We start from the raw sequence: 20,302 nt of genomic DNA on the forward strand, positions 1-20,302 counted from the left end.
AGGGGAATGGAAATGGATATTACCCACGAGACCATGTTGGAGCTGTCCAAGATTTGGGGCCTGTTTTATCTCATTCTGTTTTCGATCGGGGTGATCATCTACACCTTCTGGCCTTCCAACAAGGCGCGTTTCGATCGGGCGGAAACGGACATATTCGATAAGGACGACACCCCATGGCGATAGAGGAAGTCGATCCCATAACAGGCCGGAAGACGACGGGACACATTTGGAACGGCATCAAGGAGCTCGATACTCCTGTACCGCGCGGGGTTCTGCTCTTCCTCATCATCACCCACCTGTTCGCCGCTCTCTGGTGGATACTGTATCCGACCTGGCCGCTTGGAAGCACGTATACGAGGGGCCTGATCGGCACGGGTCAAAAGCAGGCGGTAGAGCGAAAGATCATAGAAGCCGATGCTTCGCGCGCGGCCTGGATCGAGAAGATCGAGACCAGTTCCTTTGATGAAATCCGTGCCGACGAAAAGCTGATGGCGAAGGTGGCCTCCAGCGGCCATCAGTTGTTCGGAGACAACTGCGCCGCCTGTCATGGAAGGGACGGCAAAGGCGGGCGAGATTTCCCCGATCTTACCGATGACGACTGGCTTTGGGGTGGAGGACCAGAAAAGATCGTCCAGACCATGACGGTGGGAGTCAATACGACGCACTCGCAAAGCCGCGTGTCGCAGATGCCTGCGTTCGGAACAGACGAAATGCTCAACCGAAAACAGGTGAGCGATGTCGCCGCCTATGTCTATTCGTTGAGCAATTCGTCCACCGAGGCCGCAGACGCCAGCCAGATAGCTGCGGGCCGCGAGGTGTTCATGGCTAGCTGCGTGGCATGCCACGGCGAAGACGCCAAAGGCAAACAGGATGTGGGTGCGCCGAACCTGACCGATGGCCGCTGGATTTACGGCGGGGGCATCGAACGGATCGTCCAGTCGATCCATGGCGGACGGCAGGGACATATGCCCACCTGGGACGAACGCCTAAGTCCCGCTGAGATAAAGATACTCGCGCTTTATGTGAACAAGCTGGGTGGGGGTCAACAGTGATGCCCGAAGCGAAGAGACGTATACCACGCGCTTTCAAGTGGCTGCTGATCGGGCTGACCGGGGCGATCTTTGTCGGCGCTAACGCCCATTTTGTATACATGGCGATCGCCACCCAGCCCGCCTGCATCGAGCATATCAAGGAAAAAGGCCAGCAACCCAACCAATTCAGGGCCGCCGCTTCAGCTTGCTGAACGCACGAGGAGGATCAGATGCCGCAGGACGACACTTCCGGCCGATATCGGAGCGAGGTATCGGGGATACAGGAGACGATGAATCCCGAGTGGCAGCGGCATCTGCCCCTCGGCGCTCCTCTCGGTTGGCTTGGCCAAGGCTGGCAGGACTTGATCCGGCAACCCTGGCCAAGTCTGGCCTATGGGTTCGTGGTGTTCTTACTCGCGCTGGCGGCCACCGTGATGCTGTTTCGGCTCGATAGCGACTATCTTCTCTTTCCGGCATTGGCGGGCATATTGATCGTCGCCCCGCTCTTTGCCGCAGGGCTCTATGTCAAGAGCAGGAGTTTGGCGAACGGGGAGCGCACCACGTTTCGTGAGATGTTATTCGTCCGGCCGAGAGCTGGAGGGCAGGTGTTTTTCACGGGGATGCTGCTGTGCATGGTGATGCTGCTCTGGATGAGGGCGGCGGTTATTATCTACGCGCTCTTTTTCGGCGTTAATCCGTTTCCCGGCCTTGATGGCGTAGCAAGGCTATTGGTCACCACCCCCTCGGGCTGGGGCATGCTGATCGTCGGCTTGTGTGTCGGCGCATTGTTCGCTGGATTCGCTTTTGCAATCGGGGTGTTCTCAATCCCGATGCTTCTGGATGAGCGCATAGACGCCTTCACGGCGATGGGCGTTAGCGTTGTCATGGTCTGGAACAACATGGGACCGTCAATGGTCTGGGGTGCGATCGTGCTCGCCCTCTTCCTCGCCAGCCTGCTGACGGGACTTGTCGGACTGATCGTCGTTTTTCCTTTGCTCGGCCACGCCACATGGCATGCCTATAAGGCAATGAGGTAGCGAGGAACGGACAATGACCTGCTGTGCGTCCATTGCGTCGTCGCTCCACGAGCCCGGACCAAGAAGGCCGGGTGTGGACGAGATCGCGTTGGCAAGCAGGGATTTGGGCAATGGTCTCAGGCAGATCACCTTGTCCGTTCCGGACATGCGATGCGGTGCATGCATGGCACTTCTGGAATCGACCCTTGGCAAGCACCCCGAAGTTCACATGGCGCGCGCCAATCTGACGGCAAAGCGTGTAACCATCCATTGGCAAGCGGAAAATGGTTCGCCACCCGATTTTGCCGCTCTGATCGGAACGATCGGTTACACGGCCGTCTTGCCGGCGGAAGGCCGCGATCAACCGGACGGTGAGGTGTCAGGCCTGCTGCGCGCGCTGGCAGTCGCCGGCTTTTGCTCAATGAACATCATGGTGCTGTCGGTATCGGTCTGGGCGGGTGCGGACCCGGCAACACGTCAGACGCTCCACCTGATGTCGGCTGCGCTCGCACTACCGGCCGTGATCTACTCCGGGGCGACATTCTACCGGTCGGCGTGGCGGGCGCTCGTGCACGGTCGGGCCAACATGGATGTGCCGGTCAGCATCGGCGTCCTGCTCTCGTTCGGTCTCAGCGTATACGACACGTTCGCCGAAGGACGGCAAGCCTACTTCGAGGCCAGTACCTCGCTACTCTTCGTTTTGCTCGTCGGACGCACGCTGGATCATCTGATGCGAAGGAAGGCACACTCGGCGGCGACGGCGCTGGCCGAGATGATGCCGAAAGGCGCGAATGTGATACGCGCGGACGGACGGATCGAGTATGTTCCGCTGAACGAAATCGCGCCCGGAACCCACACACTGATTGCCGCCGGCGACAGAATTCCGGCTGACGGCACCATTCTCTCCGGCCTCACGGAGCTTGACCGCTCGTTGCTGACGGGAGAGAGCCGATGGACGAGCGTCGGACCAGGCGAAAAGGTTCGCGCGGGCGAGTTGAACGTTGGCCATCCCCTGACTGTCGAAGCCACCGCAATGCCTGCCGATTCGATCCTCGCCGAGATACATGGGATGCTCGAAGCCGTCGAGGGCGGCCGATCCCAATATCGGCTGCTCGTGGACAGGGCAGCGCGCCTCTATGCTCCAATTGTCCATAGTCTCTCGATTCTGACATTCATTCAGTGGTTCGTGATGACGAGAGACGTCCACCTCGCCCTGACGACCTCGATCTCCGTCCTGATCATAGCTTGCCCTTGCGCTCTCGGCCTCGCGGTTCCGATGGTCCAGGTCGTCGCCGCCCGTAAGTTGTTCAAGCACGGCGTCGTGGCGCGGGACGGTTCTGCGTTGGAACGCCTGGCGGAAATCGACACCGTCGTGTTCGACAAGACCGGCACCCTGACGCAATACGAGCCGACGCTGCTGAGCGGGAACTGGGTCGGACCGTTGGAGTTTTCATTGGCAGCTTCGCTGGCGCGGTACTCCAGTCATCCGATGTCGACTGCGATTGCGGCCTACGCCTCACGGCGCGAGCCGCATGCCCTCGCGCTCGACGACGTCAGAGAGGTTCCGGGCAGCGGTCTCGAGGCATCTTTCGATGGGCAAATCTATCGACTCGGACGAGCGGCCTGGGCGACGGGCGGCCAGGGAGAGGATCGGACTGCCGCAGCTTCCACGGTCGTCCTGACGCGACAGGCAGAAATCCTCGCTTCCTTCGTTTTCGGAGAAAGCCTCCGGGAGGGGTCGGCGCAGGCGGTGCAGTTCCTGAAGAGCCGCGGCATCGCCGTCCAGATGCTGACGGGCGACGCCCCGGAAGCGGCTCGTGCGGTGGCAAAGGAGGTTGGAATCGACACGGTAACATCAGCCGCCCTTCCTAAGGATAAGGCGAAGACAATCGAAGCGTTACGCGACAGTGGACGCAAGGCCCTGATGGTCGGTGACGGAATAAACGACGCGGTGGCGCTCAAGGCCGCCCATGTTGCCATGGCTCCGGCGTCGGGAAGCGACATCGGTCGAAGTGCCGCCGACTTCATTCTGCTCAGTGGAGGCGTGGACGGGGTCGAGATCGCCATAACAACGGCAGGGCGCGCGGCTGCACTGATCCGTCAGAATTTTGCTTTGGCTATTGTCTATAATGCTTGCAGCATCCCGCTCGCATTGCTCGGCTATGTAAACCCGCTCATCGCCGCGATAGCGATGTCCTCGTCGTCCATACTGGTCGTGGCGAATGCAATGAGGCTTGAGATCGACAGAACGCCACCAGAGCGGAACTTGGGCCGGATAAGTGGGTTGGTAGGAGCAAGACAGTGAGCACGTTGTCGTTTCTCATTCCCGTAGCCCTCCTGATGGGTATCGCCGGGCTTGGCGCTTTTCTTTGGTGTTTGCGCACCGGCCAATACGACGATCTGGATGGCGCAGCAGAGAGGATATTGTTCGAGAAGGACGACAAGCCTCTCGGCGGCTGAAAACACAATTGTAAAACACTCTGAAGGAGGTTCGAATGGAAGACACGGATCATCAGTCTCCGTTAGGTGCCTCCGGCACCACACAAAGCCCGCGTATTCGCACCATCGACCCCTCGGAGTCCGTTACCGGGGTGGGCATCGTGTTTGGCATCCTTGGTGCGGTGATCGGGGCGGTATCCACGGCGCTCCTGGGCGATGCATCCAGCGTTGGCTCTTGGATCGCCTACTGCTTCATTGCGGCGTTGGCGGGAGGCTCCGCAGGGATCGTTATTGGCGGAATGTTTGGAGCGATTTTCGGGGTAATCAGGGGAGTGACGATACCCGCCCGCAAGGATCGTAAGACCTAATAGGTCGATCCGTTTGCGCAGTACGAGAGAGTCCTTATTGAAGAAGGGTTCTGTGACCGAGGCAAATGCGTGGTGTGGTTGCAGCGCTATTGAGACCTTGATCTAAATCTCATAGTGGCGAGAAGTTGCCGTTCGTGGGCTATCTTGATAGCGATTGCTCTTGGCGTTGATGCCAGATTCAATAGGATCGTCTGCCGATGATCGTTCCGCGCATTCACACCCGCCTCTCGCTCGCCAGGGATCTCGACAGTCTCGGCATTCGTGCCGGCGACATTGTCATGGTCCACGCCGCGATGAAGCGGGTGGGGCGGCTGCTCAACGGGCCTGATGTACTGATCGGAGCGCTTCGCGACGCCGTGGGGCCTGCCGGCACCATCGTCGCCTATACCGACTGGAACGGTGCCTATGATGCGTTGCTGGATGAAAATGGCCGCGTCCCGCCGGAATGGCGCGCCCATATCGCGCCCTTCGATCCGGCTGTTTCCCGCGCTGCCCGCGATAATGGCGTGCTCGCCGAATTCATTCGAGCGACACCGGGGGCAAGACGCAGCGGCAATCCGGGCGCCTCGGTCGCGGCGATCGGCGCGCGCGCGGATTGGCTCACTGCCGACCACCCGCTCGATTACGGCTATGGAGAGACATCGCCGCTCGGCAGGCTGGTGGCGGCAGGCGGCAAGGTTCTGATGGCCGGCGCTCCGCTCGACACCATGACCCTGCTCCACCATGCAGAACACCTGGCGCGAATTCCGAACAAGCGCCTCCGCCGCTACGAGGCGCCCTTTGCCACATCGGCTGGCGTGGTGTGGCGGATGCTGGAAGAGTTCGACACCAGCGACCCGGTCGTGCCGGGCCTTGACGACGATTATTTCGGCGTGATCGTGCGGGCGTTTCTGGCAAGCGGGCAGGGCGCGCAGGGCCTGGTCGGAGACGCAAGATCGGTGCTGGTCGATGCGGCCGCGATCTGCAGCTTCGCTGTCGCGTGGCTGGAGCATCATGTACGGCTTGAAGGCTGAGCGGCTAAGCCGCGCGTTGCTTCAGAACAGGCGGTCGACACATCGCTCGGTCTCCCACATTCGCCTGCCTGGCAATCCAGCCGACAGTCTCGCTTCCCCATTTCTGTGCCCTGCATATTCGCCCATCAGCCAGATGTGGCGGACGATCACAAAGCGATGGGCGGCTTCGACGTCGTCTGGCGTTCAGGGATTGACCCAGCGGGAGGAGGTCAGCGCGCCCAGATGGTCGTAGGCAAAGACTGCGCGCCGGTTGTCGGCGTGGCGCAGCTGGAACCAGTCCAGCGTCTCGGCTCGGAATAGCAGCACCCCGAAGAAGGCCTGTCCGTCGGCGTCTGCGGCCGTACTCTCGTTTGCCGGCCGTTCGACGATTGCGTCGCCCGGCGGCCCGCCCATATAGGTGCTGCGCGTCGATCGCGGCAGCAGGCCCCAGGCCTCGGCCGCACGTTCGCTTGCCGGTCCGTTGAGTTCGGCCGATCCCTGCAGGCGAAGCTGCACTTTCGGCTGCGGGCCGAAGCCGAGGAGGCTGACCAAAGCATTGGCCGATATTTCCTGCCATTTCGGGCTTCTGACATCCGTATGGATTTCCAGCAGGCGTCGCGCCACATCCACGCGCCTCAGCACCACCATGCGGGTTTGCGGCCGGCCGCCGGCGTCGACCGAACAGAGGTTCAGGTAGCGGAAGGCCGACTGCGGATCGGCGGCGGCAGCTTCCAGCTCGGCCCAGGCCGATGCATCGACCTCGGCGAGGGTCACTGTGTCGCCTCCGCATCAGCCTTCTTTATCTCGCCGGCCTTGACGTTCCAGTTGAAGCACATCGCTGTTCTCCTTGGTATTGAGAGCGATCCTGTCAGACGGACCGGGTAAGGCCGCCGTCGATCCTGAGGCTCTGGCCGGTGATATAGCCCGCCCCTTCGGAAACGAGGAAGGAAATCGTCGCGGCCACTTCGGCGCTGGTGCCGTAGCGCTTCATCGGCACGCTGTCGCGGCGCTCCTCCGTCGCCGGCAGGCTGTCGATCCAGCCTGGCAGCACGTTGTTGATGCGAATGCCGTCGCCCGCATAGGTGTCGGCATAAATCTTGGTGTAGGCGGCAAGCCCGGCGCGGAAGACGGCCGAGGTCGGGAACATCGCCGACGGTTCGGACACCCAGGCGGTCGAGATATTGACGATTGCGCCCGACTTCTGCGCCTGCATGATCGGCGTGACCAGCCGCACGGGGCGGACCACATTCATGAAATAAATGTCCATGCCCGCATGCCACTGTTCGTCGGTGACCTCGGTGATCGGCGCACGGGGACCGTGACCTGCGCTGTTGACGAGGACGTCGACACGGCCCCACTTTTCCATGCATGCGTCGACCAGGCGCTTCAGGTCGTCGTTCGACTGGTTCGAGCCGGTGATGCCGATGCCGCCGAGTTCGGTGGCAAGCGCCTCGCCTTTGCCCGACGAGGACAGGATGGCGATCTTGAAGCCATCGGCCGCCAGCCGCTTGGCGGCTTCCGCACCCATGCCACTGCCGCCAGCCGTAATGATCGCTACCTTTTCTACTGCCATCGTCGCTCTCCCTACTCGATTTGCACCCGTTGCCGGGCGTTGATCCATGGAATACCATGGGCTCAAAGCGCGAGCGAACCAGTTTTCGTGAAATGTCCCAGTAGAAAAACTATCGAATGTCCATGCTGATCGGCAATCTTCCATCCCTCAACGGCCTCAAGGCCTTCGACGTAGCGGCGCGTCATCTGAACTTCCGGCTCGCGGCCGAAGAGCTCGGCGTCACGCAAGGGGCTGTCGCCCAGCACGTGCGCGGGCTTGAGGCGGAACTCGGGGTGACATTGTTCGAGCGCCTGCCGAAGTCATTGGCGCTGACGGGCGAGGGGAGAAGCTACGTCGCCGATGTCAGGCGCGCCTTCGAACTGCTCGCAAACGCGACGGCGAACCTGAAGCCTCAGCCGGTCAAACTGGTGGTCAGCACGACGCCGACCTTCGCCTCGAGATGGCTGATCCCGCGTCTTCCTGATTTCACCTCGAGGCATCCCGATCTCGATCTCCACATCCTGGCGACAGACCGCATTTCCAGCTTCCAGGCAGACGGCGTCGATCTCGCCGTCCGATACGGCAGCCCTCCCTTCGGTCCCGGCCTCGCCGCCGAACTGCTGTTCGAGCAGGAGATCATTGCCATCTGCAATCCAAGCCTCGTCGCCGAGGGAGCCGAGCCCAAGAATGCAGAAGAACTCTCGCACTACACGCTCCTTCACGATGCCCATAATTCCTGGCCCGAATATATCGATCGCTTCCTCGGCGGCGGCGATCCCACGCTGTTTCGGGGCATCAGCTTCTCGCAGACATCGCACGCGATCGAAGCAGCCATCGCCGGACAGGGCATCGCCGTAGCAACCCGCGCTTTCGTCTCGACCGACATCGAGGCGGGCAGGCTGAGACAAGTCTTCGACGGCGCCCTCAAAACGCGCTCGCACTTCTATCTGGTGAAGCCGCGATATCGGAAGTCGCAAGCGGTCGAAAAGCTTCAGGACTGGCTGCGTTCGCAGGTGCTGGCCTGATAGTCGGACAGCCATCGCTCAAGGAATGGACCAATTGCGACAGGTTTGAGCCGATTGCGGTCATGGGATTCCATTGCGGCCTGAGGTTGTATTTTGAGGTGGAATGATTAAATAAGCGGATAGCGGAAGGAGGATACAGGTGGCGCTATTAAGGTACATTTCAATCTTTGCAGCGGCCTACTTTCTGGTGGCGCTCATAAGCATGGTGATTTTTGGAGAGCCGCGGTGGGGAGGTTGCCTTATACTTCTGCTGTTCGCCGAGTTTTCCCGTCTCTTTACCGTGTGGTTCAACTTCGCTTTGCGCGGAAAATAGCACCAACGTTATGGCAGCTTTGGGCCGAGTGCAGCCGTTGCGAGCTTCTGCTTCGCGCTCCAAGCGATCATTGCCCCGGGACGAGTTTTGCTTAGACTGGCCAAACTGATCGTTTTTGAAGTTGGACGGCATCTATGATTTCTCTGAAAGGTGCTGGCGTGCGATTGAGACCCGCTTCGCCTGATGATGCCGAGGCTCGGTTTTCGTTGGGAACGGACGCCGACATTTCGAGAATGTTCGGAGTGAGCCAGACAGATGTAAAACCAATCACGAGAGATGCAGCCGGCCTTATCTTGGTGAATTCGATTATGTTCGTTAGGGATAGCGATATCTTCACCGGACTATATCGATGTCTGACGGTTTGCCCGCCTCGCAACCTAAGTCTCAAAATCTCCCCGTCGCCTTTGCAGGCGGGGGAATTATCGGTGCGCTCGGTGGGTTGATTGGTCTTGGAGGAGCGGAATTCCGGTTACCTCTCCTGATCGGATTGTTCAATTTTGCGGCTCTTGAGGCGGTCATCCTCAACAAGGCCATGAGCCTGGTCGTTGTTGCCACTGCGCTCCCGTTCCGTGCCGCGACAGTGCCTTTCAGCACGATCGCCGAGAACTGGCCGATCGTCGTCAACCTGCTCGCTGGAAGTCTGCTCGGCGCATGGTTTGGCGCGGGTTGGGCAACCCGCCTGAAGTCGGAAACCCTCTACAAGGTGATTGCCGCGATGCTGGTCGCGATCGCCGTCGTACTGGTCGTCGGCCACGACGCGACAGCCGGCCAGGCGCTGCTAACAGGCATGGCCCAGATGATCGCAGGCGTGGTGGCGGGCTTCATTATCGGGATCGTGGCTTCCCTGCTCGGCGTTGCGGGCGGAGAGCTATTGATCCCGACGCTGGTCCTGCTTTTCGGGGCGGATATCAAACTGGCCGGAAGCCTCTCCCTCGCCGTAAGCCTGCCCACCATGCTGGTCGGGTTCACCCGCTACAGCCGCGATCAGAGCTTTTCAGTTCTTGGCCGCAACAAGACCTTCCTGCTGGTCATGGCCGCGGGCTCGATCGTCGGCACCTTTGCCGGCGGCCTCTTGCTTGGCATAGTGCCAAACGGCTTCCTCCTGCCACCCCTGGCCGCAATCCTGCTGATCTCAGCGATAAAGGTTTGGCGACACAGCTAGCTTAATGACAGCCGCGAAAATGATGACTCTTTTCAGCTTGTTCGAACGTCCTTGTAGCGACTGCCTTTGCGCGGTTTGGATCGAACGAGGAAAAGAACATGGATTTGGATGGAAAACGTATCGTTGTCGTCGGTGGGAGCCGCGGGTTGGGCTTCGGAATGGCCGAGGCGTTTGTAGCGCGCGCAGCTAAAGTGACCGTCGTGGCTCGCGACGCGACGGCGTTGCGAGCGCTGGGGGAGCAACTCGCCGTCACGACTGTGTCTGCTGACGCGACCAGCGCCGACGCCGCGAAGAGGATCATGTCGGAGACACGACCTGATGTCGTCATCATGAACGCCGGCGCCGAACCGCCCATGGAACGTATCGATCGTGTTGGCTGGGAGGCGTTCACGACCAACTGGAACGTCGATGTGAAGGCCGCCCTGCATTGGGTCCAGGCCGCTCTGACGTTGCCGATGGCGCCGGGCGGGCTGGTCGTTCTCGTTTCCAGCGGAGCCGCGGTGCAGGGCTCGCCGCTATCGGGAGGCTATGCAGGAGCAAAACGGGCGCAGTGGTTCATTGCAAAATATGCCGAGGGCTTGTCGACCCAGCTCGGCCTGGGCCTGCGTTTCCGGGTCATTGCTCCCAGGCAGATGTTCGCAGGAACCGGCGTGGGCAACGCCGGAATCTCCGGCTATGCTGCGGCGGCGGGCCGGACATTCGCCGAACAGGCCGCGACCTGGCCGGACATGACACCGCGTGGCTTTGGCGATACGGTAGCCGAACTGATCGGCAAGACGGCGCTGGAAGAGGCTATGATCTACGCCGTGCGTGGAGATACCGGCGTGACGGTCATCGAATGATGGATGAAGCTGCCCTCGAAGCAGAAGCGAAGAACACACTCTACGCGGCGCTGGCCAAGGAGGCGGATGCAGTTCGCCCGGAACTGCATCGCTATGCCGCCCGATTGGTCGGCTCGGTGATCGACGGCGAGGACGTGATACAGGACGCGTTGGTCAATGCGTTCGCGACGGTCGGCTCGATCTCGTCCGACACGCCGCTGCGCCCCTGGCTGTTTCGCATTGTTCACAATCGCGCCATTGATGCGCTGCGCCAGCGAAGTACCCGCCGGTCGGAGCCGCTGGAGACGGCCTTTGATCTGGCTGATGTCAGTGCTGTTGATCCAGAGGATGCACTGATAAGGCAGGACACGGTGCAGATCGCCTTAGCTCACTTTGCCAAATTACCGGTGCCGCAGCGTAGCGCGGTGATCCTCAAGGATGTGCTCGGAGAGCCGATCGCAGACATCGCCGCGCTATTGGGCCTGAGTATCGATGCCGTCAAAGCCCATCTCTCACGTGGTCGGGCAGGATTGCGATCCCTCACCGAGTCAGAGTCCGAAGTTCCGCTGCCCCCAAGTGCCGAGGTTCAGAATTTCGCAGCGCTCTTCAACGCGAGGGATTGGACGGCCCTGCGCAGGCTGCTTGCCGAGGATGTTCGGCTTCGTCAGGCACGACGACCACAGGTCTCCGGTGCGGCGAACGTTGGCCGATTCTTTTCCTATTATGCGGACTATCCGCGGGTTTGGATCGAACCGGCTTGTCTGGAGGGCAGGGAAATATTGCTGGTCTCGGCCGCGCCGTCCGCTGCTCCTGCCTACTTCATGCTGCTTGAATGGAGGGACCAAAAGATAACACTGATCCGCGACCATCGATATGCGACCTACGTCATGGAGGACGCGGCTGTGACGCGGGTGGCATCGCAACGCGGCTATTAGGCCAGGCGCTCTCACGGCTCGTGTTGGCGCACGGATCGTCGCGTCAAAGCAATGTACCTGCACCAGGAGTGGGCGAAGGTCGAAGTGATCGCCCAGCTCCGGGTCTGCTCCTCCGATCCTCCGGGACGAGCAGAACTGAATTCAAAACAGGCGGTCGACACATCGCTCGGTCTCCCACGTCTTGAGGAAATTCGCCTGCCTGGCAATCCAGCCGACAGTCTCGCTTCCCCATTCCTGGGCCCGGCTGGCGTATTCGCCCATCAGCCAGATGTGGCGGACGATCACAAAGCGGTGGGCGGCTTCGAAGTCGTCTGGTCTTATCGGCCGGACCGCCCGATAGGCATCGACGAAGGCGTCCCACATTTCGGTCGACCTCCGGCCGAAGGATATTTGCGCCCACAGGAACACCGACAAGTCGTAAGCGAGGTATCCCGGACCGCCGTCATCGAAGTCGAAAAAGACGGCTTCGCCGGCGTCGTTGATCCGCGCATTGGAGCCGTGACAGTCACCATGGCAATAAGTGCATGTCAGATCGGCGAAGGCTTCGATCGCCTGTGCGGTCCGCGCCGCGATGTCTTCAAGATCGCTGCGGACCTCGGCGTCTTCCACGACGCCGCTATCGACTATTCGCGCGAGCGGCCGATGCAGCAAGTGTTCGAGGTCGAGCCGATAGAGGGATCCGTCCGGCTGGAATGTCTCGGCGGCGTTGTGCATCAGCGCAAGAGTCGTCCCGTTGGCCCGCGCATCGCCGGCATCCGCCGCATCCGGCTTGCGGCCCTCGATCGCCTGGAAGAGCACGGCCTGACGCACGCCCTCCGGCGCATCTCCCTGAAGGAACAAGCTGCCCTCGCGTGTCGGGATGGCTGCGGCGACGGGAACGCCCGATTGCGAGAGGTGCGCCAGGAACGCCATTTCGGTCTTGACGTCGGCTGGACCGCGGGCGCGGCGATGGGAAAGCCGGAACACATACCGCTCGCCGTTGCTTGCAACGGCAAGATACACATCATTCAAGCCCCGTTGCAGCATCCGGCAGGAAACCGGCCCTGCAAGCGGATAGTGCTGATGGATGAACTGTTCGATAGCCGCAACCTGCGGGGTCGAATAGAGCGGATTAAAATCGAGCATGGGCGCTGTACCATCGGGCTTTGCTGGCAGGCTGCTCCCGCGGTGAAAAGACCATGAAGGCGGTAGCGGCCGCAGGCACCTACGATTGCAATGGGCTGCTGATTGGATAAGCTGAATGGCGCTATTAATAAAACCAAGAGATGAAAAACAAAATGCCGGCTTCGCGATTTTTGAAAGAAAACTCTATTTCGATTTCTGTCCTTTCCATCATTTTCGGTCTGTCCGGATGTGTCACCACGCAAAACGGTGTTGCTATTTCTGCGGATCACAGTCGGGCTCTGAGTGGAGAGCGGACAAAGATGGGCCAGTCCTACAATTTGAATGAAGATTGCACGGCTGCAACAATCGCCAATATAAAGTTGGTCCAAGCCCCGGAGCATGGCTCGGTTGAATTCGTCAAAGAGAATATTTATTCAAATTACAGAGATGGCGTCCGCAATAAATGCAATTCCAGGAAATCTCCTGGCGTGTCGGAATACTATACTTCCAAGAGCGGGTATTTTGGACGTGACATGTATAAGGTGAGGGTGTCCTACGGTGAGGGCACCATCAAGGACGTCACCGTCAACATCAATGTGATCAAGAACTAAAGTCGCTGGCAGAGCTGGGCTTATGTGGCTTTCTCAATAATATCGTCGCGAAGTAGGGTTGTGTCTCCTTCCGCTCGACCGGTTGCGGTCATAAACAGGCTCACCTACGATTGCAGAGGCGGTGAGCCTGTTCGCTACGGTCGGAGGGATGGGATGAAATTTATGCTTCCGGCAGTCTGCGCCCTGATTTCCGTTTTCGTCGCAGCGACGTGCGCTCACGCGTGCGCAGTACCTCGACCATTTTTTTCTGAGCTGTTCGACGCTGACGTGATCGTTCGGGGCAATTTCCGGGACTACGAAGTTTTGGAACCGGGCCATGAGGCGCGGGTGACCCTCGAAATACTGGAGACCCTGAAGGGGAGCGTTCAACAGGGTCCATTGTCTTTCAATTGGACACGAAGCGGGCTTGCGGACCAGTGGAGGGGGCCGAACGACGTGATTGTTGCGCTCATGCGATCGAACCCGGATAACCGCGAAAACTATGAAATCATGCGCGGCTGCCGGGTGCAGGGAATCTACCGGACGGACAAATACAAAGAGCTCGTGATGGGGATCATAGCCAGAAGCGCTCGTTGATCTGCTGCCGTCCGCTGTTGGTGCTTCCGCGCATTGGATAGCTGCTGAGATCGCGGATGCCGCATTTTTCAACATTCGCGGCGCAGTGCTGACCAGGCCAGCTTTTCTCCGTGGCGCGGAGACCATAAAGGCGGACGCGGCGCACGCTGTGACTAACGAGTTCCAAATCGTTCGATAAGCATCTCAGTGAGGGTTCGCACTTTTCGAGAGGGATACTGGCCGGGCGGCCTCACGACGAAGATGCCGGCTGGCGGAATCGGATGACGCGTCATGATTGGCACCAGTGCACCCGAACAAATATGGTCCGTGACAAGCGGTTCTGGCAGATAGGCGACCCCGAGCCCATCCAGAGCGGCCGCTACGAGGGACATTGCGTTATCAGCTATGAAGCGTCCCTGGGGACGCACCGTGACAATCTCGTCGCCATCCATGAATTGCCACTTCTCGGCGTCCCGCATGACGACTTGGTGATTGACAATCTCGTCCGGTGTTTCTGGGGCGCCGTGAGCCTCGATGTAGGCAGGACTCGCAACCAGCTTGCCAAAGATCGGTCCGATACGTCTTGCGACGAGGTTCGAGTCCGGCAGATGTCCCAGCCGAATTGCACAATCAAAACCCTCTCCCACGAGATCTACGAAGCGATCGGTATAGGAGGAAAGGATTTGCAGTTGCGGGTGCCGGCTGGCCATCTGGGAGAGGACGGGAGCAAAATAGGTCGGACCAAATGACAGTGGCGCGGCCACCCGCATGCGGCCTCGAAGCTCACCGGCGGGCAGGATCGTTTCGCGCACCACATCGAAGTCAGCAGAAACCCGTGCTGCGTAATCTCTGAATGTAAAACCTGCTTCCGTGAGCGCTATGCCACGGGTCGTCCTTGCAAATAGCTGTGCGCCGAGTTCCGCCTCAAGCCTGGCGATCCGCCGGCTGACCATCGACTTGGAGATGCCCAGTCGCAGCGCCGCAGCCGATACTCCGCCCGCATCGGCAACTTCGACAAATATTCTGAGATCCTCAAGTTCCACAAAGCGTTCCTTATATTGCAACACGGCTTCACACGACCGAGGGCTACCGAGGCAAAGAGGAGAATGACAACTTCACTGCGGCTGACTCTCCCATGAGCATCCTCGCTACGGCTTCGACTCACTTCTTCGTCCATCGCACGCATCCGTAAGCGCCGGCTTGTGCATGACCGCAATTCATAAAAATCATTCGAACGAGGATAAAATGATCAGAAAAATATTCATCGCGTTTGTGACAAGTTTGTCTTTCTCTGCGGTTCAGGCACAAACGACGCAGGAACAGCCCGGTGCTGACCTGATCATCCTCAACGCAAAAATCTTCACCGGCAACCGTGCTCAGCCCGAAGCTTCAGCTTTGGCGATCAAGGACGGCCGCATTTATTCCGTCGGCTCTGATGTGGATATTCTCGATCTGAAGAATTTCAAGACCCAGGTGATTGATGCGCGCAGCCGCCGGCTCATCCCCGGCATCATCGATGCTCATACGCACGTCCTCAACGACATGGCTTACAACTACAATGTAAGATGGGATGGCGTGCCGACGTTGCGTCACGCATTGGCCATGCTCAGCGAGCAGGCCGCACGCACGCCCGAGGGCCAATGGGTCAAGGTAATCGGAGGCTGGTCCCCCTACCAGTTTGAGGAGAACCGCTTTCCCACGCTGGACGAACTGCACGAGGCCGTGCCCGATCGCCCCATGATCGTGCAATACGCCTACAACCGCGCCTTCTTGAACAAACAGGCGATGGAGGCACTTGGCGTCGGCACCGATCGGTTCCCAAAGTTGCCGGACACCGAATTCGAAAAGGACAGCCGCGGCAATCCGACCGGTGTGGTCCACGGCTATACCTGGTTGTTTCTCGCCCTCGAGAGCATGGTGCCGCAGCCCACGTTCGACGAAGAAGTGAGTTCGTTGATCTATAGCATTCACGGTCTGAACCGGTTCGGCGTGACCTCGATCATCGATAACGGCGGCAGGTGGCCATACCCGGAGGCCCAGGCGAGGGTAGACGTGCTTGCACGAGACAACCGCCTCAATGTGCGCATGCCCTTTGTGGACTTGCAACTCGGCGACGGCGGGCCGGTAAACATGGTGGATCTGGAACTCGAGGCGATCACGAAAACGGCGCCGATAAGTCCAGGACAAAACCTGCACCCCACCCTGGCACATGGCCATGAATATCGAGGGGCCGGGGAGGTTCTGAGCGGGGAAGTGCACGATCATGAGAACTTCGACCGTCCGGCGGTCGTCATCGCGCCCGAGAAGATGCGACGCTTCGTCGAGCAGGATGTGATGAAGCTGGTCCAGAGGCGTATCCCGTTTCGCATGCACGTCAGCTACAACGAGAACATCTCGCCCTTTCTCGACGCTCTCGAGAAGGTGGACGAAACGATCCCGCTCGATGGCCTGAAATGGAGTCTCGAGCACGCTGAGACCATCAATCCGGAGAACATCGATCGGGTGAAAAAGCTGGGTGGCGGAATTGCCCTGGACGCCAAAATGGCGCTGCACGGCGATGGTTTCATCAAAACCCATGGTCGCGAGAAGGCTCTGGAGACCCCGCGTCTGCGCAGGCTCGTGGATAGCGGCATGCCGCTGGCCATGACCACCGACGCCTTCCGGGCTGCCACGTTCAACCCTTGGGTCGGTATAAGTTGGATGGTATCCGGCAAGTCTGTGTCCGGCTCCGAAATTCTTGCTGAGGACAATCGCCTATCCCGCGCCGAGGCGCTGAAACTGTTTACCAATGGTGCAGCGTGGTTCATGAACACAGAATCCGAAATGGGCGTAATCGCTCCCGGATACCTGGCGGACTTCGTTGTGCTCGACAGGGATTACTTCACCGTGTCGGAAGATCAGATCAAATCCATCTCTTCTGTGCTCACGATCATGGACGGAAAGGTCGTGTTCGGTGCGCAGGACTATAGCGCTCTATCGCCAAAACTGCCCGAGATCCTTCCGGCTTGGTCACCCGTAAAATCCTTCGGCAGCTATCATGGGGAAAAATGAACCCAGCGGAAAGGTTCTCCGGCTTTCACGCCAAAGAGCCAGCTTCCGTCCTCTTCCGGCTGTGATTAACGAGTCCTGACCGCAGGCGAACCTCCGTCGGCAGCGGCCATCGGGCGCGATGCTGTTCCAGGGGCGATCAGTCCGTCTTCGGCTGCCCGGGAAGCTGGCCGTAAGCGGTCAGAATGGCCCTGATCAGGCCTGGGAAGCGCTCGTCCAGCTCGGTGCAGCGCGTTTGGTTGCGCATCTCCACACCCTGCCGCTCGCTCCGGATGAGCCCAGACTCGCGCAGCACCTTGAAATGGTTGGACAGCGACGACTTTGGAATGACGCGGTCGCCGAGATCGGCGAGCGCAGAGCACGTCCCGCCACCGCTGGCGCCGGCAAGCTTTGCATAAATGGCAACGCGCTCCGGATCGGACAGCGCATAGAGGATCGCCTCGGGCTTGATGTCCTCCAGGGCTGGGTGAAAAAGCGGTCTCATGAATTTTATATAGCCACCCTTGACATCGAGATCAACAGTTCCGAATTTCTGAACTATGGAACAAGCCCGCCACTCCGGCGGCTATCCAGATCTGAAGGAACGAGAAATGGCTAAGCTTACAGGAAAGGTCGCTGTCGTAACGGGGGCCTCCAAGGGTATCGGTGCTGCGATTGCCAAGGCACTCGCGGCGGAAGGCGCGCAAGTGGTGGTCAATTACGCTTCGAGCAAGGCGGGAGCCGACGCCGTAGTTGAGGCGATCAGCACGGCCGGGGGCAAAGCCATCGCAGTGCAGGGCGACGTTTCTAAAGCCAGCGAGGCGCAGGGATTGGTCGACGCAGCGGTCAGGGAATTCGGCAAGCTCGACGTGCTGGTCAACAATTCAGGCGTCTATGAATTCGCCTCGATTGAGGAGGTGACCGAGGAGCAATATCACCGCATCTTCGACGTCAATGTTCTCGGTGTTCTCCTGACCACGCAGGCAGCGGTCAAGCATCTCGGCGAGGGCGGCAGCATCATCAACATCTCCTCTGTGGTCACCAGCCTGGCCCCACCGGCCACTGCCGTCTACACCGGCACGAAGGGGGCCGTCGAGGGCATCAACAGCGTGCTTGCCAAGGAACTCGGCCCGCGCAAGATCCGGGTCAATGCTATCCTGCCAGGGATGGTCGAAACCGAGGGCACGCACACGGCCGGCGTCATCGGCTCGGATTTCGAACAGACCATCGTCGCCCAGACGCCGCTCGGCCGCATCGGGCAGCCGGACGATATCGCCGGTGTCGCCGTCTTCCTCGCTTCCGACGATGCCCGCTGGCTGACCGGCGAACGATTGGCGGCAAGCGGCGGTTTCCGCTAAAGCGCATCGCGATCTTTCAAGCTCGCATGTCGCGCTTCAGGTCTTTGGTTTTGCGCAGGTCGTTGCGCAAAACCGCTGCACAGTTTCGCGCGACATGCTTTAGTAGGGCGAGACGCACGCCCGCCGCGGACCGTAATAGGGCTGGAACGTGTTGTCGTAAGCCCTGTAGGACCGGTAGCGCGAATAGCACCAGCTTACATGTCCGTTGCCGCCACTATAGACCTGGCGGTAACGCGGCGCGTAGTAGCGCGGGCGGTAAGGCGCGTAGTAGCGCGGACGGTAAATGGTCGACCCGTAGTAGCGCGGCGGACCGTAATAGGGCGATCCGTAGTAGCCCCGGTCATAGTAGCCCTGACCGTAGTAGCCTCCACCGTAGTAGCTGGGGCCATAATACCGCGGCTGCGCTAGCATTCCGCCGATGATCGCGCCGGTCGCGAGCCCACCGAGTGCCCAGGCCCAATCGTCGCCACCATGGCGATATCCACGCCCGCGATAGCCTCGATAGCCGCCGCGGTACCCACCGCGATAATTTCTGTACTGGACCGGCTGCGCCTTGGTGGCTTCGATTTTCGGCACGGCGACGGTGGGAAACGCCATGGCCGGCGGGACGCTCGTCAGCGCCGTCACCAGCGAGAGGATAACGATTGCTAACCTTTTCATTGGCTCATCTTTCCTTCCGTAAGCGCTGCGCGACGCATGCGGCGCGCAAGGACATTTCAGCCCTCTCAATGCACTGGTTAATTTTACTCTAAAATCGGCTTTGATTCGAGCAATTTCGCAGGAAGGCTTTTCTTCGACGGCGGCGTCGCGGCGAAAGCACGCGCCAATCTCGGTGCGCGCTCCATGCTCTCGGCCCCGCTGCGGAAATCATTTCGGCATTGCGCCGCCTTTTCGGTCATAGAGGACGCAAGTATCCTGCCTGGAAGCAGACATCGCCCCGGCGGCGGTACGTCGCCTATGCGTCGGATGGGCGACATCGTTTAAGCGTTCTTGAATGGATCTGAAGTCCGTCATTCACAATTTCAATTACGCTGGCGCTTAGCAAGCAAGAGCCTTGCTACTCTGACGTATGAACCGGACTGGTAATGCTCCGCCTGCGTTTACATCTCGTTGCGCAAGGCACGATCCACAAAGTCATCTGGATTGAGGGTGAAGTCTCTGTAGAGCTTGAAATGTCGCGTATCGCGCAGTTCAATTTCCGCAAGCCCGCCGCGGGTGATCTCCAGCAGCCGAGCACCAGGGACAGCCATAAGGATGGGCGAATGCGTGGCCATGATGATCTGAGCATTTGCCGATCTCTGAATGGCATGAAGGGGGCGGAGTAGTTCCAGTTGGCGCTTCGGGGAAAGCGCGCTCTCCGGTTCGTCCAGTAGGTATATTCCCTGTTTGGACATGCGTTCCTCGAAAAAACGCACGAAGCCTTCACCGTGGCTCCATGACAAGAAGTCCGGCGGTGCAGCATTGGCGTCTCGAGCGGCTTCATCGAGAAAGCGTGCGACAGAGAAGAAGGATTCGGCGCGAAAGAACCAGCCTGCGGTCACCTTGGGCAACCAGGCTGCTCGCAACGCGCTGGCGAGAAGGGCGCCGCTGCGGTCCACCGCACGGGAATGGTCGACTGGCATGTAGCCCTTGCCGCCCCCGGCCTCGTCAAACCCGCACAAGGCTGCCACAGCCTCGATCAACGTGGATTTCCCGGTGCCGTTCTCACCCACTATAATCGTCACCGGCGTGGCGAAATCGAGGGCGAAATCCTTATCCAGCCAAGGCAGATTGAACGGATACTGCTCGCTCAGGGCCGCATCCTCCCGCACCCAAAGGCGCTTCAGATATGGGGCTGGCAGGCTTGTCAATCTGGTCTTTCGCATCGCAGACATTGGCACCGGGCAATCTGTTTAGAGTTCATGACACGAGCGGGCTGGCCTGGGCCAAAAGCGGCCCGGCTGGATGAGGTTGAAGCAGCCGGCCGCGTCACCTGCTAAGGAATCTGCGGCTT

25 protein-coding genes and 1 pseudogene are annotated in these 20,302 nt (G+C 59.8%); 16 read left to right on the top strand and 10 right to left on the bottom strand.

Annotated features, from left to right (window positions below; translation table 11 throughout):
* Window positions 1-12: 12 nt before the first annotated feature.
* The 8 genes from RlegSU303_RS04010 (at window position 13) to aac(3) (ending at window position 5,867) form a co-directional block, all read left to right on the top strand.
* Entirely contained in the window at window positions 13-183 is a 171-nt protein-coding gene (locus RlegSU303_RS04010) for a cbb3-type cytochrome c oxidase subunit 3 (RefSeq protein WP_131623434.1), read from the top strand.
* Window positions 174-1,052 (top strand): cytochrome-c oxidase, cbb3-type subunit III, encoded by an 879-nt coding sequence (ccoP, locus tag RlegSU303_RS04015; protein ID WP_131720297.1) that lies wholly within the window; start codon window positions 174-176, stop codon window positions 1,050-1,052. The genes RlegSU303_RS04010 and ccoP overlap by 10 nt, the downstream gene beginning before the upstream one ends.
* Window positions 1,052-1,243: a hypothetical protein gene (locus RlegSU303_RS04020; protein ID WP_131720296.1), complete on the top strand. Its 192-nt coding sequence runs from the start codon at window positions 1,052-1,054 to the stop codon at window positions 1,241-1,243. Before ccoP ends, RlegSU303_RS04020 begins: the two co-directional genes overlap by 1 nt.
* An 18-nt stretch (window positions 1,244-1,261) precedes the next feature.
* Window positions 1,262-2,068: a DUF2189 domain-containing protein gene (locus tag RlegSU303_RS04025; RefSeq protein WP_017959415.1), complete on the top strand. Its 807-nt coding sequence runs from the start codon at window positions 1,262-1,264 to the stop codon at window positions 2,066-2,068.
* Window positions 2,069-2,081: 13 nt separating this feature from the next.
* Complete coding sequence (locus tag RlegSU303_RS04030) at window positions 2,082-4,352, top strand: heavy metal translocating P-type ATPase (RefSeq protein ID WP_131720295.1); 2,271 nt, start codon at window positions 2,082-2,084, stop codon at window positions 4,350-4,352.
* On the top strand, window positions 4,349-4,507 hold the full coding sequence (gene ccoS, locus RlegSU303_RS04035; protein WP_003546179.1) for a cbb3-type cytochrome oxidase assembly protein CcoS: 159 nt from the start codon (window positions 4,349-4,351) through the stop codon (window positions 4,505-4,507). Before RlegSU303_RS04030 ends, ccoS begins: the two co-directional genes overlap by 4 nt.
* Window positions 4,508-4,542: 35 nt before the next feature.
* The gene (locus tag RlegSU303_RS04040) at window positions 4,543-4,854 is read left to right on the top strand and encodes a hypothetical protein (RefSeq protein ID WP_003546181.1); all 312 of its coding nucleotides are present in this window, start codon (window positions 4,543-4,545) and stop codon (window positions 4,852-4,854) included.
* A 197-nt stretch (window positions 4,855-5,051) separates the two neighbouring features.
* Entirely contained in the window at window positions 5,052-5,867 is an 816-nt protein-coding gene (gene aac(3), locus RlegSU303_RS04045; RefSeq protein WP_131720294.1) for an aminoglycoside 3-N-acetyltransferase, read from the top strand.
* Between the two features lie 21 nt (window positions 5,868-5,888).
* Here the strand turns inward: aac(3) and RlegSU303_RS34480 are convergent.
* The 3 genes and pseudogenes from RlegSU303_RS34480 to RlegSU303_RS04055 all read right to left on the bottom strand — a co-directional run.
* Window positions 5,889-6,050, bottom strand: a pseudogene (locus RlegSU303_RS34480) (kinase); the annotation flags it as partial.
* Window positions 6,051-6,620: a pyridoxamine 5'-phosphate oxidase family protein gene (locus RlegSU303_RS04050; protein WP_231283480.1), complete on the bottom strand. Its 570-nt coding sequence runs from the start codon at window positions 6,618-6,620 to the stop codon at window positions 6,051-6,053.
* Window positions 6,621-6,714: 94 nt separating this feature from the next.
* On the bottom strand, window positions 6,715-7,419 hold the full coding sequence (locus RlegSU303_RS04055) for an SDR family oxidoreductase (RefSeq protein WP_131710171.1): 705 nt from the start codon (window positions 7,417-7,419) through the stop codon (window positions 6,715-6,717).
* A 116-nt stretch (window positions 7,420-7,535) separates the two neighbouring features.
* On the opposite strand from RlegSU303_RS04055, the gene gcvA reads away from it, so the two are divergent.
* Window positions 7,536-8,423 carry a transcriptional regulator GcvA gene (gcvA, locus tag RlegSU303_RS04060; protein WP_231283481.1) on the top strand — a complete coding sequence of 296 codons (888 nt, stop codon included), beginning with the start codon at window positions 7,536-7,538 and terminating at the stop codon, window positions 8,421-8,423.
* 160 nt (window positions 8,424-8,583) lie between these two features.
* Here the strand turns inward: gcvA and RlegSU303_RS04065 are convergent, their stop codons facing one another.
* Window positions 8,584-8,868, bottom strand: coding sequence for a hypothetical protein (locus tag RlegSU303_RS04065; RefSeq protein ID WP_165507549.1), 285 nt, complete (start codon window positions 8,866-8,868; stop codon window positions 8,584-8,586).
* 217 nt (window positions 8,869-9,085) lie between these two features.
* Here RlegSU303_RS04065 and RlegSU303_RS04070 point away from each other — a divergent pair, with 217 nt between their 5' ends.
* The 3 genes from RlegSU303_RS04070 to RlegSU303_RS04080 all read left to right on the top strand — a co-directional run bounded on the left by RlegSU303_RS04070 (window position 9,086) and on the right by RlegSU303_RS04080 (window position 11,654).
* Window positions 9,086-9,898 carry a sulfite exporter TauE/SafE family protein gene (locus RlegSU303_RS04070; RefSeq protein WP_231283482.1) on the top strand — a complete coding sequence of 271 codons (813 nt, stop codon included), beginning with the start codon at window positions 9,086-9,088 and terminating at the stop codon, window positions 9,896-9,898.
* A 98-nt stretch (window positions 9,899-9,996) separates the two neighbouring features.
* Window positions 9,997-10,740 carry an SDR family NAD(P)-dependent oxidoreductase gene (locus RlegSU303_RS04075; RefSeq protein ID WP_231283483.1) on the top strand — a complete coding sequence of 248 codons (744 nt, stop codon included), beginning with the start codon at window positions 9,997-9,999 and terminating at the stop codon, window positions 10,738-10,740.
* A complete protein-coding gene (locus RlegSU303_RS04080) occupies window positions 10,737-11,654 on the top strand; it encodes an RNA polymerase sigma factor (protein ID WP_231283484.1) in 918 nt (305 codons plus the stop codon). The genes RlegSU303_RS04075 and RlegSU303_RS04080 overlap by 4 nt, the downstream gene beginning before the upstream one ends.
* Window positions 11,655-11,795: 141 nt before the next feature.
* Here the strand turns inward: RlegSU303_RS04080 and RlegSU303_RS04085 are convergent, their stop codons facing one another.
* Window positions 11,796-12,779, bottom strand: coding sequence for a phosphotransferase enzyme family protein (locus RlegSU303_RS04085; protein ID WP_222283539.1), 984 nt, complete (start codon window positions 12,777-12,779; stop codon window positions 11,796-11,798).
* 152 nt (window positions 12,780-12,931) lie between these two features.
* On the opposite strand from RlegSU303_RS04085, the gene RlegSU303_RS04090 reads away from it, so the two are divergent.
* Together RlegSU303_RS04090 and RlegSU303_RS04095 are read left to right on the top strand one after the other, a co-directional pair.
* On the top strand, window positions 12,932-13,369 hold the full coding sequence (locus tag RlegSU303_RS04090; protein ID WP_231283843.1) for a hypothetical protein: 438 nt from the start codon (window positions 12,932-12,934) through the stop codon (window positions 13,367-13,369).
* A 153-nt stretch (window positions 13,370-13,522) separates the two neighbouring features.
* Window positions 13,523-13,945 (top strand): hypothetical protein, encoded by a 423-nt coding sequence (locus RlegSU303_RS04095; RefSeq protein ID WP_231283485.1) that lies wholly within the window; start codon window positions 13,523-13,525, stop codon window positions 13,943-13,945.
* 152 nt (window positions 13,946-14,097) lie between these two features.
* Here RlegSU303_RS04095 and RlegSU303_RS04100 read toward each other — a convergent pair whose 3' ends face one another.
* Window positions 14,098-14,967: a LysR family transcriptional regulator gene (locus RlegSU303_RS04100; protein ID WP_131720287.1), complete on the bottom strand. Its 870-nt coding sequence runs from the start codon at window positions 14,965-14,967 to the stop codon at window positions 14,098-14,100.
* A 202-nt stretch (window positions 14,968-15,169) separates the two neighbouring features.
* Between RlegSU303_RS04100 and RlegSU303_RS04105 the strand changes: the two genes are divergently transcribed.
* Window positions 15,170-16,975: an amidohydrolase gene (locus RlegSU303_RS04105; RefSeq protein ID WP_168280126.1), complete on the top strand. Its 1,806-nt coding sequence runs from the start codon at window positions 15,170-15,172 to the stop codon at window positions 16,973-16,975.
* 136 nt (window positions 16,976-17,111) lie between these two features.
* On the opposite strand, the gene RlegSU303_RS04110 is transcribed toward RlegSU303_RS04105, so the two are convergent.
* Window positions 17,112-17,456, bottom strand: a complete 345-nt coding sequence (locus tag RlegSU303_RS04110) for an ArsR/SmtB family transcription factor (protein ID WP_129418290.1) — start codon at window positions 17,454-17,456, stop codon at window positions 17,112-17,114.
* A gap of 106 nt (window positions 17,457-17,562) precedes the next feature.
* Between RlegSU303_RS04110 and RlegSU303_RS04115 the strand changes: the two genes are divergently transcribed.
* Window positions 17,563-18,309, top strand: coding sequence for a glucose 1-dehydrogenase (locus RlegSU303_RS04115; protein ID WP_168280127.1), 747 nt, complete (start codon window positions 17,563-17,565; stop codon window positions 18,307-18,309).
* Between the two features lie 99 nt (window positions 18,310-18,408).
* Here RlegSU303_RS04115 and RlegSU303_RS04120 read toward each other — a convergent pair whose 3' ends face one another.
* The 3 genes from RlegSU303_RS04120 to RlegSU303_RS04130 all read right to left on the bottom strand — a co-directional run bounded on the left by RlegSU303_RS04120 (window position 18,409) and on the right by RlegSU303_RS04130 (window position 20,183).
* Window positions 18,409-18,969, bottom strand: coding sequence for a BA14K family protein (locus RlegSU303_RS04120; protein ID WP_017959436.1), 561 nt, complete (start codon window positions 18,967-18,969; stop codon window positions 18,409-18,411).
* Window positions 18,970-19,052: 83 nt separating this feature from the next.
* On the bottom strand, window positions 19,053-19,208 hold the full coding sequence (locus RlegSU303_RS04125) for a hypothetical protein (RefSeq protein WP_017959437.1): 156 nt from the start codon (window positions 19,206-19,208) through the stop codon (window positions 19,053-19,055).
* 201 nt (window positions 19,209-19,409) lie between these two features.
* Window positions 19,410-20,183 carry an AAA family ATPase gene (locus tag RlegSU303_RS04130; RefSeq protein WP_131630275.1) on the bottom strand — a complete coding sequence of 258 codons (774 nt, stop codon included), beginning with the start codon at window positions 20,181-20,183 and terminating at the stop codon, window positions 19,410-19,412.
* Between the last annotated feature and the right edge of the window lie 119 nt (window positions 20,184-20,302).

The sequence above is a fragment of the Rhizobium sp. SU303 genome (assembly GCF_021052345.1).
GTDB classification, from domain to species: Bacteria; Pseudomonadota; Alphaproteobacteria; order Rhizobiales; family Rhizobiaceae; genus Rhizobium; species Rhizobium laguerreae.

Coding starts and splice junctions, on each gene's coding strand:
- RlegSU303_RS04105 (WP_168280126.1), top strand. CDS start 15,170: ATGATCAGAAAAATATTCATCGCGTTTGTGACAAGTTTGTCTTTCTCT.
- RlegSU303_RS04095 (WP_231283485.1), top strand. CDS start 13,523: ATGAAATTTATGCTTCCGGCAGTCTGCGCCCTGATTTCCGTTTTCGTC.
- RlegSU303_RS04130 (WP_131630275.1), bottom strand. CDS start 20,183: ATGTCTGCGATGCGAAAGACCAGATTGACAAGCCTGCCAGCCCCATAT.
- RlegSU303_RS04065 (WP_165507549.1), bottom strand. CDS start 8,868: ATGCCGTCCAACTTCAAAAACGATCAGTTTGGCCAGTCTAAGCAAAAC.
- RlegSU303_RS04110 (WP_129418290.1), bottom strand. CDS start 17,456: ATGAGACCGCTTTTTCACCCAGCCCTGGAGGACATCAAGCCCGAGGCG.
- RlegSU303_RS04030 (WP_131720295.1), top strand. CDS start 2,082: ATGACCTGCTGTGCGTCCATTGCGTCGTCGCTCCACGAGCCCGGACCA.
- RlegSU303_RS04125 (WP_017959437.1), bottom strand. CDS start 19,208: ATGACCGAAAAGGCGGCGCAATGCCGAAATGATTTCCGCAGCGGGGCC.
- RlegSU303_RS04115 (WP_168280127.1), top strand. CDS start 17,563: ATGGCTAAGCTTACAGGAAAGGTCGCTGTCGTAACGGGGGCCTCCAAG.
- RlegSU303_RS04010 (WP_131623434.1), top strand. CDS start 13: ATGGATATTACCCACGAGACCATGTTGGAGCTGTCCAAGATTTGGGGC.
- RlegSU303_RS04040 (WP_003546181.1), top strand. CDS start 4,543: ATGGAAGACACGGATCATCAGTCTCCGTTAGGTGCCTCCGGCACCACA.
- RlegSU303_RS04055 (WP_131710171.1), bottom strand. CDS start 7,419: ATGGCAGTAGAAAAGGTAGCGATCATTACGGCTGGCGGCAGTGGCATG.
- RlegSU303_RS04070 (WP_231283482.1), top strand. CDS start 9,086: ATGTCTGACGGTTTGCCCGCCTCGCAACCTAAGTCTCAAAATCTCCCC.
- gcvA (WP_231283481.1), top strand. CDS start 7,536: ATGTCCATGCTGATCGGCAATCTTCCATCCCTCAACGGCCTCAAGGCC.
- RlegSU303_RS04120 (WP_017959436.1), bottom strand. CDS start 18,969: ATGAAAAGGTTAGCAATCGTTATCCTCTCGCTGGTGACGGCGCTGACG.
- RlegSU303_RS04090 (WP_231283843.1), top strand. CDS start 12,932: ATGCCGGCTTCGCGATTTTTGAAAGAAAACTCTATTTCGATTTCTGTC.
- ccoP (WP_131720297.1), top strand. CDS start 174: ATGGCGATAGAGGAAGTCGATCCCATAACAGGCCGGAAGACGACGGGA.
- RlegSU303_RS04080 (WP_231283484.1), top strand. CDS start 10,737: ATGATGGATGAAGCTGCCCTCGAAGCAGAAGCGAAGAACACACTCTAC.
- RlegSU303_RS04025 (WP_017959415.1), top strand. CDS start 1,262: ATGCCGCAGGACGACACTTCCGGCCGATATCGGAGCGAGGTATCGGGG.
- RlegSU303_RS04075 (WP_231283483.1), top strand. CDS start 9,997: ATGGATTTGGATGGAAAACGTATCGTTGTCGTCGGTGGGAGCCGCGGG.
- RlegSU303_RS04020 (WP_131720296.1), top strand. CDS start 1,052: ATGCCCGAAGCGAAGAGACGTATACCACGCGCTTTCAAGTGGCTGCTG.
- RlegSU303_RS04085 (WP_222283539.1), bottom strand. CDS start 12,779: ATGCTCGATTTTAATCCGCTCTATTCGACCCCGCAGGTTGCGGCTATC.